The organism is Peribacillus sp. FSL K6-1552 (assembly GCF_038005205.1).
In the GTDB taxonomy this organism is placed as follows: domain Bacteria; phylum Bacillota; class Bacilli; order Bacillales; family DSM-1321; genus Peribacillus; species Peribacillus butanolivorans.
The window spans coordinates 559,876-576,879 of sequence record NZ_JBBOST010000001.1 but is presented as its reverse complement, the minus strand read 5'-3'; the positions used below and the strand labels follow the sequence as shown (position 1 = coordinate 576,879).

Sequence of the window (17,004 nt, the reverse complement as noted above, 5' to 3'; positions counted from 1 at the left end):
ATTGTCGCTCCCCCTTTACATACCCTGAGAAATGAAAAGAATAAACGTTTTTTAATAGGAAAATATTTTTGATTTAACCCTTTCTTAATAAGGGTATATATAATTATAGTATGCATATTTTTAGGAGGTTTTCTATTTGCTCATCGAGTTACTTAAAGATTTAGTATCTATTGACAGTTCATCAAAAGAAGGAGCCAACGAAGCAGTTGAATACTGTGCGGAATGGCTTAACAAGCATGGACTTACCGTGAATGTAATAGTAAATAACGGGTACAAAATGCTTGTAAGCGAAATTGGCAGTGGAGAAAAAACCGTGATTTGGAATGGCCATGTCGATGTTGTCAGCGGGACGCCGGATCAATTTTTCCCTGAGATTCATGAAGGGAAATTATATGGACGTGGGGCAGCTGATATGAAAGCGGGGATTGCAGGCATGATGTGTGCATTTTCAGAACTAAAAGATAGAGACTTAGGTTTGAAAATCCAGCTCCAAATCGTATCAGATGAAGAAATTGGCGGTTTGAACTGTTCTGGATATTTAGCGAAGCATGGTTATAGAGGGGACTTTGTAATCTGTGCAGAGCCGACGCAGTTAGGGATCGGCCTGCAGGCCAAGGGAGCCCTTCGTCTGGATATTGAAGTATCAGGTAAATCCGCACATGGAAGCCGGCCATGGGAAGGAGTGAATGCTATTGAAAAGGCGTATGATCTCTATCAAAAAATTAAAGAACTTCCCTTTACTCGGGAAAATTCTCCACTTTACACATCCCCCTCACTTAATTTGGCTAAAATAAAAGGTGGAGATGTCTATAATAAGGTACCGGATGCCTGCTTACTCAGTCTTGATATCCGTTATCTCCCTACCCAAACCATGGAAGAGATTATTGCACAGATTGAAAGTGTGACAGGAAATAATATCTATCTAAATATGTACAGCAAGCCTGTAAAAACCGAAGAGAATGACCCATTCATCACTCTTCTTCGTCCAATTATTGAAAAGAACACCAATCAGGAAGCTATCATTTTTGGGCAGCATGGCTCCGCTGATACTGTCTTTTTTGCGGCATATGATATCCCGGCCATTGAGTTTGGCCCAAAAGGTGAGAACTGGCATGGCGACAGGGAATGTGTAAGTCTCGAATCTGTTGCTGTTTATCAACAAATGCTCGTCGATTTTGCTTCTGAATTCGTTTTATCTTAATTTATTACATGTTACAAGCCGACATTCCTTAGCTGTCGGCTTTTTCGTGCGTCTATTATTACAACGAAAAACTTTTTTTACTAGATGAAGAGATGATAGTGAAATCATTGAATATCCCGCAAATAATAGAAAACCTCAAAAACTACGAACTTCATTTCACAAGTGAATAAGAATTGATGACGCTATCCACTAAAAAGAAAGAAGAATTCAACTCTTTATGTGTTGCTTTTTTACAAAAAATACAGGCCTTTAAACCTAAAAAAACACAACCATATTTTATTTTTTTAAACAAATTATGCCATTATATCAAGGGTATTAAACAAAAAATCTATTATATTGACAAAATACATAATATTGGAACATTTAAATGATTAGTTCTTTTTACCCAGTTTATATTACAATTGTTTATCAGCAGAAACGCTTTTGTAACACAATTACTATTCCAGCGAAACATTATTGTCATATATAACTGTTATTCTAAGTCTACGATTTAAAACAAAGGAGACTATTCATTTGAAAAAAATACTACTTCCAATTTTCACTGCTTTCTTCCTGGTATTTAGTTTTTCCGGAGTTTCATCGGCTGCTACTACTACATACAAAGTTAAAAGCGGCGACTCACTATGGAGTATCGCCAATAAACATAATATAACAGTCAATCAACTCAAAAGTTGGAACAACCTAAAAAAAGATAACATCCATCCAAAACAAGTTTTAAAGGTCAAGAAGACTTCGACCTCTGCTAAACCTAAGGCTAAAGCTAAAACGTCATCATCCAAGAAATATAAAACGATTACCGTGAAGGCTACAGCTTACACTGCGAACTGCAAAGGTTGCAGCGGTATTACAGCATCGGGTCTTAACTTAAAGAAAAACCCTAACGCAAAAGCGATCTCAGTCGACCCTAAGGTCATTCCACTAGGAACAAAAGTTCATGTAGAAGGATACGGGGATGCCATTGCGGCAGATAAAGGCGGCGCAATCAAAGGGAATAAAATTGACGTCTTCTACTCTTCTCACTCAAAAGCTATCAATTGGGGCAGAAAAACCGTTAAAGTAAAAATCTATAAATAACAAAAAAACAGCCTGATAGATTTCAGGCTGTTTTTTTGTTTTTTCATGCTCTACTATCTACTAAACTATAGGTTTCTTTATATTTAGCTGAATAATATTGGTAATGCCTAAGGAGACCAAAAAAGGCGCCTACGCATGAGGCACCTTCTTGTAATGTTCTCATTTTCTTCTTGCGAAATCGACGAATCGAAATTTATCAGGGCGATGACGGGATTCGGTGAATTGAAATAAACTAGCATTATCAAGGTAAACGTGACTTTTGACAACGACTATGCTGTGAAAACCTTCAAGGTCGAGTAGTTTCCGATCTTCCTTTGTTGGCTCCTCAATCGTGATTTCTTTTTTGGCAAAGCCAATTGAAAGACCCAAATCGTCTTCCAAATATTCATAAATGGATTTCCGGCAAATGTCCATGGTCAGAAGAGGGACATACTTCTCTGCAAGGAAATCTTTATCAAGGATAATTCGTTCTCCATCAATTTCACGAACACGGATGACTTTCCATACTAGTTCATCTTCTGTTTGCTTTAATGCTTCCTGCAAGGCAGGACTCGGATTAATCTTCTCGAAGGTTTCAACATATGTTTTCGCCCTCTCGCCCATTTTTTGGGTTAACTCCTTGAAGCTGACAAGTCCGGAAACGGGGAAGTCAAGTCGCTTCATTTCCAGAACAATTGATCCTTTACCCTGAACTTTGTGAATGTACCCATCTTCCGACAGCATCTTCAGCGCCTTCCTAATCGTTTCCCTTGACGCAGAATGACTTTCAGCCAATTCATTTTCAGACGGAAGCATATCCCCCGCGATTAGACGTCCATCAAGTATTTGTTTTGAAATATTTTCATATATCTTCATAAATTTATTTTTCATTAATTATCACCCAAAGTATTTTACCATTTCTTTTTCAAATGATAAACGACGGATTCATAAGGTCGAATTTCCATTTTGCGACATAGAGGCAATGACTGAGAATAATTTCCGATGAGTATAGTCTCAGATTCATTATTCAGAAGTTCCGCAGGCAGAATTAATTTTGTATCTTTTGCATAAAAATTATTAACCACAAGAAGCTGTTCGTCTCGGTAGCTACGGACATAGATAAATAACTCAGGATGTTCTGACTGAATTATTTTATAATCACCGCTCGTTATTATTTCATATTCTTTGCGAAGCTGGATTAGTTTCTGGTAATGGTAGAAAATTGAATCCTGATCATTCAATGCTTGTGCTGCATTAACATCCCGATAGTTTTCTGCCACTGGAATCCATGGGGTCCCTTTCGTAAAACCCGCCTCCTTCAATTCATTCCACTGTACAGGCGTTCTCGAGTTGTCTCGTGACTTATGCTGTAATATACAATAAATCTCCTGCTCTGACATCCCCTGCTTCTTCATAATTCGAAAATAATTCAATGTTTCTACATCCCGGTACTGCTCGATTCTGTCAAAATTCGGATTTGTCATCCCAAACTCTTCGCCCTGATAAATGAATGGTGTCCCCTGCATCATATGAATCGTTGTTGCCAACATTTTCGCCGATTCTTGATGATATAACGCATCATCTCCATAGCGTGAGACAATTCGGGGTTGATCATGATTGGACCAAAATAGTGCATTCCAACCCCCACCCTGATGCATCTCCATCTGCCACTTTGAAAGAATCTGCTTAAGAGATAGAAAATCAAATTCGCCAACCGCCCATTTTTCTCCGTTTGGGTAATCCACTTTTAAGTGATGGAAGTTAAACGTCATACTCAGTTCATTCCGCTCAGGAGACGAATAGGAGATACAATCCTCAATCGTCGTCGAAGACATCTCCCCGACCGTCATGCTGTCATAATTGGAAAGTACACTTTGGTTCATCTCATGCAAAAATTCATGTACGCGCGGCCCATCCGTATAAAATTTTCTGCCGTCTCCAGGTGCAAGTGTACCGTCGTCATTGGGGAATTGCTGATTCTTAGAAATGAGATTGATTACATCAAGCCGAAAGCCATCGATCCCTTTTTCAAACCAATAATGCATCAGTTTATAAATTTCCTGCCTAACCTGAGGGTTTTCCCAATTTAAATCAGCCTGAGTTTCATCAAAAAGATGCAAATAATACTCACCTGATTTTTCATCCAGCTTCCAGGCTGATCCGCCAAACTTAGAAAGCCAATTGTTCGGTTCATGACCGTCTATCGGATCCCTCCAAATATAAAAATCGCGGAATCGAGAATCATCACTTTCTAATGCTCGTTTAAACCATTCATGCTCAGTCGAGGTGTGATTTACGACAAGATCCATGATGATTCTAATTCCGTGTTCATTAGCTGCAGCTACCAGGTCTTCAAAATCCCTCATCGATCCATATTCTTCATCAATTGAATAATAATCACTAATATCATAGCCATTATCTTTTTGAGGTGATTTATAAATCGGTGTAAGCCAGATAACATCCACTCCGAGCTCGTTTAAATAGGCAAGCTTTTCAATAATTCCCTTAATATCACCGATGCCATTTCCGGTCGTATCATTAAAGCTCTTCGGATAGATTTGATAAACAGTCGCTTTTCTCCACCATTCCTTCATCATGTCACGTCCTTTCTTTTATTAAACTTAGACGCTATGGTCTTCAATTCTTGTAATCTTTTTACTATTTAGAGTATATTTTTTTGATTTCCCCAGGAAAAAAGTAAGAAAAAAGGGCACGATAATTGCTATGACCATGCCGACGCTAAATGAAATCCATTTATTTGGAAAAATCGAGAAAATTGCCGGTATTCCGCCAACACCGATAGAGGGTGATGTGACAGCATTTAGCATAATATAGACAGCACCAAGTGCCGAACCGATCATTGCTGAATAAAACGGAAAACGATAACGCAGATTTACCCCGAACATAGCTGGTTCAGTTACACCAAGAAATGCTGAGATCGATGACGTCAGCGACAGTCCTCGCAGTTTTTCATCATTTTTCGCCAGAAACATCATGGCAAGTGCCGATGCACCTTGGGCAATATTCGAAAGTGCAAGAATCGGCCACAGGAAGGTACTTCCAATCGAACCGATGAGCTGAAAGTCAACCGCTAGGAAGGTATGATGCATCCCAGTAATAACCAGCGGAGCATATAATGCACCATATAGCAGCCCTCCTATAACAGGCGCCATGTCGAATATTCCAACGAATAAGGAAGTGATCCAGTTTCCAATCGTAAAAGTCACTGGTCCGATGACGATGAAGGCTAGAAAACCAGTGATTAGTAATGATATCGGTGCGACTACCAGCAATTGAAAGGAATCGGCAATCCGTTTATTCAAAAACACTTCGATTTTCGCCAGTACATAGGAAGCTACTAAAATAGGGAGCACCTGACCTTGGTAGCCTACTTTTTCAATCTGAAGGCCAAATAAATTCCACATACCAATATCGCCAGCTGCCTTTGCTTTTGGATAATCCCAAGCATTTAATAAGCTTGGATGAACCAGCATCAATCCTAAAATAATTCCAAGCAATGGATTACCACCAAATCGCTTCACGGCTGACCAACCGACAAGTGCCGGGAGGAATGTGAAGGCCGTGTTGGCTATTAGGTTAATGATATCGGCAAAATCACTCCACTGGGTATAGACTTGGACAAGGGATTTTTTTTCAAAAAAGATACCTGTCCCAGTCAGGATATTATTGATTCCCAATAATAAACCAGCCGTCACGATTGCAGGAAGGATTGGGATAAAGATATCAGCTAACGCCTTAACCGCCCTTTGAAGTGGATTTAAATTACTTTCAGCAACTGATTTCGTTTCTTCCTTCGTAGCAGTCCCAATTCCGGTGGCTTCGACCATTTCCGCATATACCTTGTTTACCGTCCCCTGCCCGATCACGACCTGAAATTGACCATTAGCGGAAAAGGCCCCCTTCACCACATCGATTTTATCGAGTTCCTCCTTATCCACTTTCGTTTCATCTTTCAATGCAAACCGAAGCCTTGTAACACAATGCGTTGCAGACTGGATATTCTCTTTTCCTCCTACTCCTTTGACGATTCCTTCCACTATCTGACTGTATTCCTTTGCCATAACAATCCCTCCCCTTAACATTTATTGTTCGTCTCTTCCCTAAAATTGTATATACATGTTTGTTATTGATAGACTAACTTGTATATACAAGTTAGTCAAGAAAAAAATGGAATCGCTTTCTTTTTTTCATCAGCCTCCGATATTTAAACTACATCGCTTTTGTTTTGGCTGTGTTCGTAAATACATAGTTTAAGAATACAACCTTATTATTCCACATAACATTTACTGAAAATTCAGTCGATGTTATGATTAGGACATCCTAATTAAAAGAGAGGTGCGCACTTTGAATATTGTCATTATTGGGGCTGGTGCACTAGGTTCCTACTTTGGCGGAAGGTTACAACAGGCCGGACAGCATGTTCAATACCTTGTCCGAAAAAAACGTGCCCAACAATTGAAAGAAAATGGCCTAAGAATAACTAGTCCTCATGGAAACTATGATTTTAACGAGCTACATATCATAGAAGATGTAAAGAAAATAGAACAAGTTGATCTAGTGATTCTTGCCGTAAAAGGCCAGCACTTGCAGGGGACCATCCCTGACTTGAAGCTTCTTGTTGAAAAAGGCGCGAAGATCCTTCCGCTTTTGAATGGAATAGAACATATCTCCATTTTGCAAGACGAACTAAGTGAAGCAGCCGTCATAGGGGGAAGCGCCTTCATTATCGCTACCCTAAACGAAAAGGGCCATGTAATTCACTCCAATAAGAATCACGATTTAATCTTTGGCCCGCTTCATCCCTCACAAACAAAGATTTGCGACGAATTTGAACAGGCAGTCAGTTCAGCTATCATGGGGGCAAGCAGAACAGAAAACATTTTAATCAGGATGTGGATTAAATATATGTTCATTACCGCTTTCTCCGGTGTAACAACCGCTTCCAACCTCCCTATTGGCACAATACGGAGATTCCCGGAAACTAATAGGTTACTAGAACATGTCCTTATTGAAATGAAGAAACTTGCAAATGCTTATAACGTCGGAATAACAGAACAGAATGTTGCTCAGGCACTAGAAAACATGGCAGGTTTACCGGACGAATCAACCTCTTCCATGCATCAAGACCTTCGAAAAGGCCAAACCCTTGAAGTAGAACATTTACAAGGTGGTGCACTGCGTCTAGCTGAAAAGGTCAATTTAAAACTTCCCGTTATTGAAACCCTTTATGGACTCATAAAACCGTTTGAAAATTGATTTTCTCAAGTACCGGTGCTACACCGGTACTTTTTTTGCGGCTTTTCAGAGTAGATCCTTAATGAATTCAATATTACTTCAAATTCCTTCTTTCCCTTCAGCTACTAAACTATCATCAAGACCAAAAAGAACAAAAAGAACAATATCACCAAAAGAATATTCTGACTCTTCCTTCTGTTACACTAAAGTTAAGTTAAGAAAGCGCTATCATATAACAAAGGAGAATGCACCTTGAAAATATTAAAAAATCTAACCGTTCAGGTCATCATCGGTATTATTCTAGGTATTACAGTCGGTTTCTTCTTCCCTACTTTCGGTGAACAGCTGAAGATATTAGCTGATTTATTTATTAAAATGATTAAAATGGTCATTGCACCAATCATCTTCTTAACGGTCGTAATCGGAATTGGCGGCATGGGCGATATGAAGAAGGTTGGCCGTATCGGCGGAAAGGCCCTGCTATATTTTGAAATCGTTACCACCTTCGCCCTTGCTATCGGAATTATCGTAGTTAATCTGTTAGGACCTGGTAAAGGTTTCAACATTGATTCAGTCGAAGGCGGAGATGTATCACAATATACAACAGCCGCTTCCGAAACGGAACATGGTGCAGTTGCCTTCATTTCTAACATCATTCCAGATAATGCAGTTGCTGCGATGGCTGGTGGCGACTTGCTCCCTATTTTATTCTTTGCCGTATTATTCGGATTATCAATGGCTGCGATGGGACCAAAAGTACAACCTGTCGTCTCTTTCCTTCAGCATATTGCTGATATTTTCTTCGGCATCGTTGGTATGATTATGAAAGTATCTCCATTGGCAGCGTTTGGGGCAATGGCTTACACAATCGGTAAGTTCGGTCTTAGTTCTCTAAGTTCTCTTGGACAATTAATGGGTAGCGTATACATCACGATGGCTCTATTCATTATTCTTATCCTTGGTACAATCGCAAAAATCTATGGCTTTAATATTTTCAAATTCATTGCCTATTTAAAAGAAGAGATCTTATTGGTATTAGGAACATCTTCATCGGAATCCGCTCTTCCAAGCGTAATGAAAAAACTAGAAAAATACGGTTGCTCAAAATCCGTAGTCGGTTTGGTCGTCCCAACTGGTTATTCTTTTAACCTTGATGGCACATCCATTTACTTATCCATGGCAGCGATTTTCATCGCTCAAGCCTATGGTATCGATTTAAGCATCTGGCAGGAATTAACCCTTCTAGGAATCTTGATGTTAACATCTAAAGGCGCTGCCGGTGTAACAGGATCTGGTTTCATTACACTTGCTGCAACATTAGCCGCATTCCCGATGATTCCAGTTGAAGGTATGGCTCTTCTATTAGGGGTTGACCGCTTCATGTCCGAAGCACGTGCCATCACTAATCTTATCGGTAACAGTGTTGCGACTGTAGTCATCTCTAAATCAGAAGGCGAATTCAATCCAAATCAAGCTCTCTCCGACAATGTCGGTGAAGTAGCCGTCTCCTCGGAAAAATAAAATAAACTATTAAAAAAGAGGTGCGCAACTTGCACCTCTTTTTTTTGATAATCTATTATTTTAAAAACCTTCCCGATTTTTATCCTATTTCCCCATGTCTTCTCCCTTTTCTTCACTTTAATACAATGGCTCTAAAAAATAGCCAATCAAATAAATTTCAGAATCTCCAAAAAGTGTTTATAATTTTATATAACAGGTATTGGTATAAAGGTAAAAGATTTTTAAGTAGTTTGATGGATTTAACCAAAATAGGAGGTTTTATCATGAAGGATTACGGATTATTTATTAACGGTGAGTGGTCAGATTTTGGACTGGATAAAATTGAAGTGAAAAACCCGGCAACGGATGAAGTCGTTGCCACCGTACCTAAAGGTGGTGCAGCTGAAGCGGCCAAGGCTGCCGATGCTGCTTATGAGGCCTTTACAGGTTGGGCAGCTCTCTCAGTCTATGAACGTGCCGATTTAATTTGGAAATGGCATCGATTAATCGAAGATAATAAAGAAGAATTAGCTAGAATCATGACAGAGGAACAAGGTAAACCCTTAAAAGAGGCTCTTGGGGAAATGACCTATGCTAATGGATTTTTATCTTGGTTTGCCGAAGAAGGAAAACGAGTGTACGGTGAAACAATTCCTGCTTCCGTGTCTAATAAGCGACTTTTTGTGACTAAACAGCCAGTCGGAGTGGTAGCCGTCATTACACCATGGAACTTCCCAGCAGCAATGATTACAAGAAAAGTGGCACCTGCCCTTGCTGTCGGCTGTACGGTCGTCATTAAGCCGGCCAACCTGACTCCTATTACAGCTTTAAAAATGGCAGAATTAGCTGAAGAGGCTGGTATTCCAAAAGGCGTCATCAATGTCGTGACAGGGAAATCATCAGAAATCGGTGAAACCTGGCTTAAAGATACACGTGTCCGTAAATTGACATTCACCGGTTCAACAGAAGTCGGTAAAACCTTAATGAGGGGCTCCGCCGATACAGTAAAAAAAGTCTCACTTGAACTTGGCGGACACGCGCCTGCCATCGTCTTTGAAGATGCTGATATTAATAAAGCAGTCGATGGCATTATCAGTTCTAAATTCCGTAATGCTGGACAAACATGTGTCTGTTCAAACCGTATTTATGTTCACGAATCCATTCAAGAAACCTTTATCGAAAAGCTTGTGGCTAAAGTCAACGAACTTAAAGTAGGCAACGGGCTAGAAGAAGGCGTCGACATTGGTCCACTTATTGACCAAGATGCGGTGGATAAGGTTCAAAAACAAATCGATGAAGCAATCAGTAGCGGAGCTAAACTCGAAGCTGGTGGAAAATCAATCGGCGGGCTTTTCCTAGAGCCAACAATTCTTTCCAACATCGATGACAGCATGCTCTGTATGAAAGAAGAAACATTCGGTCCATTAGCTCCAATCGCCTCCTTTAAGACGGATGAAGAAGCTATTAGGCGTGCAAATGACTCCATTTTCGGCTTGGCTGCATACGTGTTTACCGAAAATATCACCAAAGGCATCAAAGCCACTGAAGCGCTAGAATTCGGAATTGTCGGCTTAAATGACGGACTTCCTTCCGTACCACAGGCTCCATTTGGTGGCTTCAAGCAAAGTGGACTCGGCCGCGAAGGTGGACATCAGGGCATTGAAGAATTCTTAGAAGTAAAATATATTTCTTTAGGTTTGTAATATGTTCAGGTGCCCTTGATACCTTTGAGGAACCTTCTTAAAAAGAAAAACGGGACCAACTCTTTTGAGTTGGTCCCATTCTTCATTCTAATATATCTTCTTCAAGCTTTTCCTCTTTCCGGATCCTGATGAACTTTACGATATTCAATACAATCGTTTTAACAACGGAATAAGTCGGAACGGCCAAAATCATACCGATGATACCGGCAAGGTTTCCGGCAACGAGTAAAAGGATAATGATGGTTAGCGGATGTGTGTTCAATTTCTTCCCGATGACTAACGGCGAAATAACATTACCATCCAATTGCTGAATAATCGTTACAACAAGAATGACCAATAACGCTTCGGTCGGTGAATGAATCAACGCCACAATGACCGCAGGAGCCGCTCCGATAAACGGACCTACATATGGAATGATATTGGTTACCGCACCAATCAGTCCAAATAAGAACGCGTAAGGCAAACCAATGATTAAATATCCAATGAACGTTCCAATTCCGACAAACATGCAAACTAGCATCTGTCCTTGAATATAAGTAGCAAGCGTCTCTCCCGTTTCCTTAAGTACCGTTAAAGCTGGTTTTCTGTAACGAACGGGTACGAATTTCATGATGGAACTTGGAAGCTTATCCCCATCTTTCAGCATATAAAATAGGATGAAAGGAACCGTCACGACTACTAACGTAATATTCGTTACTACACTGAAAACCGAAGACAAACTATTCGTTATATTACTCGGTAAATTCGTCAAATATTTTTGAAGCGAATCTCCTACTTCTTGCAAAGGGACATAATCTTGTTCCACAGTCCACAAAAACCATTTTGACTCAGCTGAATCTTCAATGAACTTTCTTACTTGATTGAAATAATCCGGGAGGTTATTGACTAAATCTGTGACCTGTCTAGAAAGTGATGGGCCCACTAGGCCGACCAACAAACTAATCAATCCAAGGAAAAATACGTAAAGCAATAAAATCGCCAATCCCCTTGGCATTCTCCTTTTAACTAAAAAGTCAACAGTTGGATTGAACAAAAAGAAGAGGAAACCTGAAATCAAGATTGGAAAGAACAAAGTTGAGGTAAAAATCACAATTGGCTCAAAAAGAAAAGAAATCTTTGTACCAACATAAAAAAGTAAAGACAATAATAATAACTCTAACGTCCAAAAATGCAGTTTTGTCTTGAACAAATTATCTCCTCCAATATAACCATTCTATATAACTCCCTATTTCTAAGGAAACGACATATATAATGTAAAATTCTATGTATGATAATCCTTCATTGTTAGCAGTTTACCATACTTCTATAACCTGAACGTATAATTATATACAAAAATAATCTAAAAAAACCTTATGATACAATTCCCGCTCTTTTGGATACTTAAGCATGATTTATTATTTATTAAAATCTAAAAACCAGTTAATATATTGCAAATAATACAAAAAGAAAATATACAATGAAAACAGGTCATTTGAATTCGATCAGCAATTTTTACTGTAGGGCCAGAGCAAGCATCCCAACATCGATAATAGAAACCAGGCTTTAGTGGAGAAAGGAATGACTCTTAGAATCACTATCCAATGACATGCTACAGTAAATACACATAAAAAGAGGCTCAGCGCTATGTGCTGAACCCCTAAAAAAACCCCGCTATAATAGCGGAGTGGTCATACATCTTATTTTTGATCTTGAAGAGCAGCTTCAAGCATTGTACCGTTTTTAGCAAGGTTTGTATGCCAAGAGAATGCTTTTTCAAGAATATGTGGAGTTTGATGTCCACCAGTTTGAGCAACTGCTTCAGTAAAGTATGCACGAAGTTGCGGACGGTAATCCGGGTGTGCACAGTTTTCGATGATTAATTCTACGCGTTCTTTTGGTGCTAGACCACGTAAATCAGCAATACCTTGCTCTGTCACTAATACATCCACATCGTGCTCAGTGTGGTCCACGTGAGAAACGAAAGGAACGATACTAGAAATTTTGCCGCCTTTAGCATATGATTTCGTTACAAAAATACCTAGGCGTGAGTTACGAGCAAAGTCTCCTGATCCACCGATACCATTCATCATTCTTGTACCAGAAACATGTGTAGAATTTACGTTTCCATAAATATCGCACTCTAACGCAGTATTGATTGAAATCAAACCAAGACGACGGATGATTTCAGGATGGTTAGATATTTCTTGTGGACGAAGAACGAGTTTATCACGGTATTTATCAAGCTCACCGTAAACTTGTTTTCCTTTTTCTTCAGCTAATGTAATCGAGCAACCTGAAGCAAATTTTACTTTTCCAGCATCAATTAAATCGAATACTGCATCTTGTAAAACTTCAGAATACACTTCTAAATCTTTAAATTCAGAGTCAAGGAAACCAGCGAATACTGCGTTTGCTACTGAACCTACACCAGATTGAAGCGGAGCAAGGTTTTCAGTTAAACGGCCAGCCTTGATTTCTTCACGAAGGAAGTTAATAAGGTGATTGGCAATTGTTGCTGTTTCTTCGTCTGGTGGCACGATTGTAGAAGGTGCATCAAGATCTGTAGAAACCACAATCCCTCTAACTTTTTCAGGGTCAACCGGAATACCAATTGATCCAAGACGATCGCTTGCGCTAGTCATTGGAATTGGTTGGCGCTCACCTTGTTTAGCGGGTGTATAAATATCATGCATGCCTTCTAATCCTTCTGGATGAGACACGTTTAATTCAATAATTACATTTTTAGCTTCTTGAACGAAGATGGCTGAGTTACCTACAGAAGTTGTTGGGATGATTAATCCTTCTTCTGTAATAGCCAATGCTTCGATGATTGCAAAATCGATAGGTCCGACAATGCCTTGACGAACTTGTTCAGCTGTATGAGATAAATGCTGATCCACATAAGTGACTTCATCAGCATTTATTTTATTACGAATGCCTTTATCTGCTTGGAACGGTAAGCGTTTGTTAATGATACCAGCTTCCGCCATATGTTGGTCGACTTCTGGCCCTAATGAAGCACCAGTATAAACGTCAACTTTAAATTTTTCAGTTTTAGCTCTTTCAACTAGAGCCATCGGGATAACTTTAGCATCACCAGCACGAGTGAATCCACTCATACCAAGTTTCATCCCATCTTTAATCCAAGAAGCTGCTTCTTCCGCTGTAACAACTTTCCCCTTAAATTGTTCGTTGCGAATTTTTTTGAAAACGCTTTCGTTCATACAAAAGACCCCCATTTTCGCTTTTCTTACACTTAATTTTATCAAGCCCGTGTAATTGTCACATTCGTTTTCGAATGAAAAGCCTTAAATAGAGCACAAACCAGCATTTTTATCACACAAAGGAGAAACACTAAAATCCTAGAGCTCTTCTGAATTGACTTGCATATGTTTGACTAACTTGGATTTTAGACTGATCCTTCATTATCAGTAAAAATGTAGAGTGAAAATCAGGAAGAATCTCCTGAATATAATTAATATTGACGATGTACGAACGATGAACCCTAATGAACAAATCATTCGGTAAAATAAACTCTAATTCACTTAAGTTCATTTTATGAAATCCATTCACGCGTTCGGACTGAATTTTAGTTTTCCTATTTTGCGCTTCTAAATACATAATTTCGTCATATGGAAGTGGTATCCAGTGGTCATCCGTTTTGATTGTTAAAAATGAAGTCGGTAATATTAACTGCTTTGACGGCAAAATGGCTGTTACTGCCCCTAACGGATTACCCTCGTCCATTATTGGTACGCTCAAACCATAATAAGGTACGCCAAATACATTACTTTCAACTTGTACACCAATTTTTTTTCGGACACTCAACGCTTTATAAGTAGCTGTTTTTTCACTTATTAAATCTCCTGGTTTAATTCCTAAGTCAACTTGCTTGCTTGGTTGGTAATAAATGTATTTTTCCGAGTCAGCCACAGAGATTGAAGCATCCTGCGGAACAAATTCCCTGATGATATTTAAAACGGACTCGACCGTAAATTGATCCATTTCCCCTCACCTCATAAAAGAACATATTTATAAATTCCCCTCACTATAAAAAGGGCATTCTCGAACCTACTTCATTATTTATGGAAGACTTACAATTTTTTTGAAGTTATTTTTCGCAAAATAAAGAAAAATTGAATTAACTAAGCTAAAAACGTCAAAAAAAGCAAATAAATTGGATTTAAATTTTTGTCCATATTCATTATAGTAGGAATACTCATCGATTTCTATGGGAGATAAAAAAAAGTTCTCTTATATAATAAAAATCACTTCCAAGCTATAAACTTTTAAAATCAATTGCCGATGAAATGCAGTAAAAGCATAAAAAAGCCGTTCTCCTTTATATAGAAGAAACGGCTGCAAAATGTTATTTTTTATAACTCTGATTTTGAAACGAGGATTTTATTCGAAGTGATAAAATTTCTTCTAAATTTTTCAATGGTAATTCTAATAAAAAGGGTCGGTCAGCAGGTTGATATACATTCTCTGATATGAGTGTATTAACAATCTTTTGTTTTTTTGCATTAACAATTCGGACCAGTCTCCCCATATTTAGCTCCTTTCTCTAATCTGCTGAATTCGGCACATAATGTTGGATTAATTAATCCTTCTAGTTCTCGTTTTTTAAAGCATCATGTCCTTCTTTTCCTGTTCGGATATTCACGACATTCGCTAATTCATAAATGAAGATTTTGCCGTCACCAGGTTTCCCGGTGCTCAAAAATTTCCTTGTTACATCCACAACATCCTGAACTGGAACTTCACAAACAACAATCTCGATTTTCATCCGATCATGTAACGACATTTCCCGATTTCGACCGCGATACGTTTCCACATAACTTTTCTGAAGTCCCGTTCCTTTTACTTCCGATACAGTTATTCCGCTTACCCCAATTTTTGCAAGCTCTGTTTTAAATTGTTCAAACTTAATAGGACGTGTAATGATTTCAATTTTTGTTAAAACCTCAGACATATGATCAACCTCCATTCAAATTGATTCGTGATAGGCTTTTTCGCCGTGAAGTGTAAGATCAAGCCCCATTGACTCATCTTCTTCACTGACACGCAATGGAACGAAAAGATTTATTACTTTTGCAATGATATAAGTGACCACGGCCACGAATATATACGTTGCAACGATGGCTATAATCTGCTTCCAAAGCAAGTTGAAATCTCCGTAGAATAAACCATTAGCTCCACCTTCGTTTACGGAAGTAGTAGCAAATAATCCTGTCGCGATTCCACCCCAAGTTCCACCGATGCCATGTAAACCGAAAGCATCTAAGGCATCGTCGTATCCTAGTTTATTTTTCAGGAAGAATACACCCCAGAAGCATACTGCTCCACCAACGACACCGATAATGATGGAAGATGCTGGTGTTACGAATCCACACGCTGGTGTAATGGCAACTAACCCAGAAATCGCTCCAGATACTGCACCTAGCAATGTGGCTTTTTTATTCGCCATATACTCAACAATTAACCAACCAAGGATACCTGCAGCTGCTGCAACAGCTGTATTCACGAATACATTCATTGCTACCGCATTAATTGTCAGTGCGCTTCCGACATTGAAGCCGTACCAACCGAACCATATTAATGATCCGCCAAGGAATGTTAATGGAAGATTATGTGGTGCACTGTTACTTGATTCTTTCCTTTTACCTAACATGATCGCTAAAACCAGACCTGCAACCCCGGAAGAAATATGAACAACGTTACCACCAGCAAAATCAAGAGTACCGAGTTCAGCTAACCAGCCGCCTCCCCATACCCAGTGAGCAACAGGAGCGTATACGAATAGAGACCAAAGAATTGTAAAAATTAAGAATGCTGAAAACTTCATCCGCTCTGCAATACCTCCTGCAATGATTGAAACGGTTAATACAGCAAAAGTCATTTGGAATAACATGAATAAACTATGAGGAATTGTTTCGCTGTATGGACCTGGTTCGAAGCCTACATCTTTTAAACCAACCCAATCCAGACCGCCAAGGAGTGCATTTCCTGGTGAAAATGATAATGAATATCCAACTAGTACCCAAAGAATAGAAATGACGGCCAGTGGCATATAACTATGCATTGCCGTATTCAGGACGTTTTTACTTTTTACCATCCCACCATAAAATAAGGCAATCCCTGGTGTCATTAGCCAAACCATCATTGTTGCCAAAAACATAAAAACCGAATCTGCCATTTGCATTTTGTTTCCCCCTTTTTATATATATGTTATGTTATTTAACATCAATATGTTATTTTTTTTATCATATACTTAATTTTCTAATAATTCAACTTTATTTTTATATTTTA

13 protein-coding genes are annotated in these 17,004 nt (G+C 39.0%); 5 read left to right on the top strand and 8 right to left on the bottom strand.

The features are described from left to right. The first annotated feature begins 136 nt into the window (after positions 1-136). Entirely contained in the window at positions 137-1,201 is a 1,065-nt protein-coding gene (locus NST21_RS02705; protein WP_340887584.1) for a M20 family metallopeptidase, read from the top strand. 513 nt (positions 1,202-1,714) lie between these two features. Continuing rightward, positions 1,715-2,275, top strand: coding sequence for a 3D domain-containing protein (locus tag NST21_RS02700; protein WP_056522566.1), 561 nt, complete (start codon positions 1,715-1,717; stop codon positions 2,273-2,275). Positions 2,276-2,434: 159 nt separating this feature from the next. Here NST21_RS02700 and treR read toward each other — a convergent pair whose 3' ends face one another. The 3 genes from treR to treP are packed head-to-tail and all read right to left on the bottom strand — an operon-like array spanning position 2,435 to position 6,336. Further along, positions 2,435-3,145 (bottom strand): trehalose operon repressor, encoded by a 711-nt coding sequence (gene treR, locus NST21_RS02695; RefSeq protein ID WP_340887582.1) that lies wholly within the window; start codon positions 3,143-3,145, stop codon positions 2,435-2,437. 20 nt (positions 3,146-3,165) lie between these two features. Then, entirely contained in the window at positions 3,166-4,851 is a 1,686-nt protein-coding gene (gene treC, locus NST21_RS02690; protein WP_340887581.1) for an alpha,alpha-phosphotrehalase, read from the bottom strand. Positions 4,852-4,875: 24 nt separating this feature from the next. Beyond that, complete coding sequence (treP, locus tag NST21_RS02685) at positions 4,876-6,336, bottom strand: PTS system trehalose-specific EIIBC component (RefSeq protein WP_340887580.1); 1,461 nt, start codon at positions 6,334-6,336, stop codon at positions 4,876-4,878. 274 nt (positions 6,337-6,610) lie between these two features. On the opposite strand from treP, the gene NST21_RS02680 reads away from it, so the two are divergent. From NST21_RS02680 to NST21_RS02670, 3 genes are all read left to right on the top strand, one after another. Beyond that, positions 6,611-7,531, top strand: a complete 921-nt coding sequence (locus NST21_RS02680; protein ID WP_340887579.1) for a ketopantoate reductase family protein — start codon at positions 6,611-6,613, stop codon at positions 7,529-7,531. A 231-nt stretch (positions 7,532-7,762) separates the two neighbouring features. Further along, on the top strand, positions 7,763-9,031 hold the full coding sequence (locus tag NST21_RS02675; protein WP_056522582.1) for a dicarboxylate/amino acid:cation symporter: 1,269 nt from the start codon (positions 7,763-7,765) through the stop codon (positions 9,029-9,031). Between the two features lie 263 nt (positions 9,032-9,294). Continuing rightward, positions 9,295-10,713, top strand: a complete 1,419-nt coding sequence (locus tag NST21_RS02670; RefSeq protein ID WP_053344319.1) for an NAD-dependent succinate-semialdehyde dehydrogenase — start codon at positions 9,295-9,297, stop codon at positions 10,711-10,713. A gap of 82 nt (positions 10,714-10,795) precedes the next feature. Here NST21_RS02670 and NST21_RS02665 read toward each other — a convergent pair whose 3' ends face one another. From NST21_RS02665 to NST21_RS02645, 5 genes are all read right to left on the bottom strand, one after another. Beyond that, positions 10,796-11,902: an AI-2E family transporter gene (locus tag NST21_RS02665; protein WP_053344318.1), complete on the bottom strand. Its 1,107-nt coding sequence runs from the start codon at positions 11,900-11,902 to the stop codon at positions 10,796-10,798. Positions 11,903-12,389: 487 nt separating this feature from the next. Further along, the gene (locus NST21_RS02660) at positions 12,390-13,916 is read right to left on the bottom strand and encodes an acetyl-CoA hydrolase/transferase family protein (protein WP_053344317.1); all 1,527 of its coding nucleotides are present in this window, start codon (positions 13,914-13,916) and stop codon (positions 12,390-12,392) included. Between the two features lie 130 nt (positions 13,917-14,046). Next, on the bottom strand, positions 14,047-14,697 hold the full coding sequence (locus tag NST21_RS02655; RefSeq protein ID WP_056522587.1) for a LytTR family DNA-binding domain-containing protein: 651 nt from the start codon (positions 14,695-14,697) through the stop codon (positions 14,047-14,049). A 607-nt stretch (positions 14,698-15,304) separates the two neighbouring features. Further along, on the bottom strand, positions 15,305-15,667 hold the full coding sequence (locus tag NST21_RS02650; RefSeq protein ID WP_340887574.1) for a P-II family nitrogen regulator: 363 nt from the start codon (positions 15,665-15,667) through the stop codon (positions 15,305-15,307). A gap of 15 nt (positions 15,668-15,682) precedes the next feature. Continuing rightward, positions 15,683-16,897 (bottom strand): ammonium transporter, encoded by a 1,215-nt coding sequence (locus NST21_RS02645; RefSeq protein ID WP_340887571.1) that lies wholly within the window; start codon positions 16,895-16,897, stop codon positions 15,683-15,685. Between the last annotated feature and the right edge of the window lie 107 nt (positions 16,898-17,004).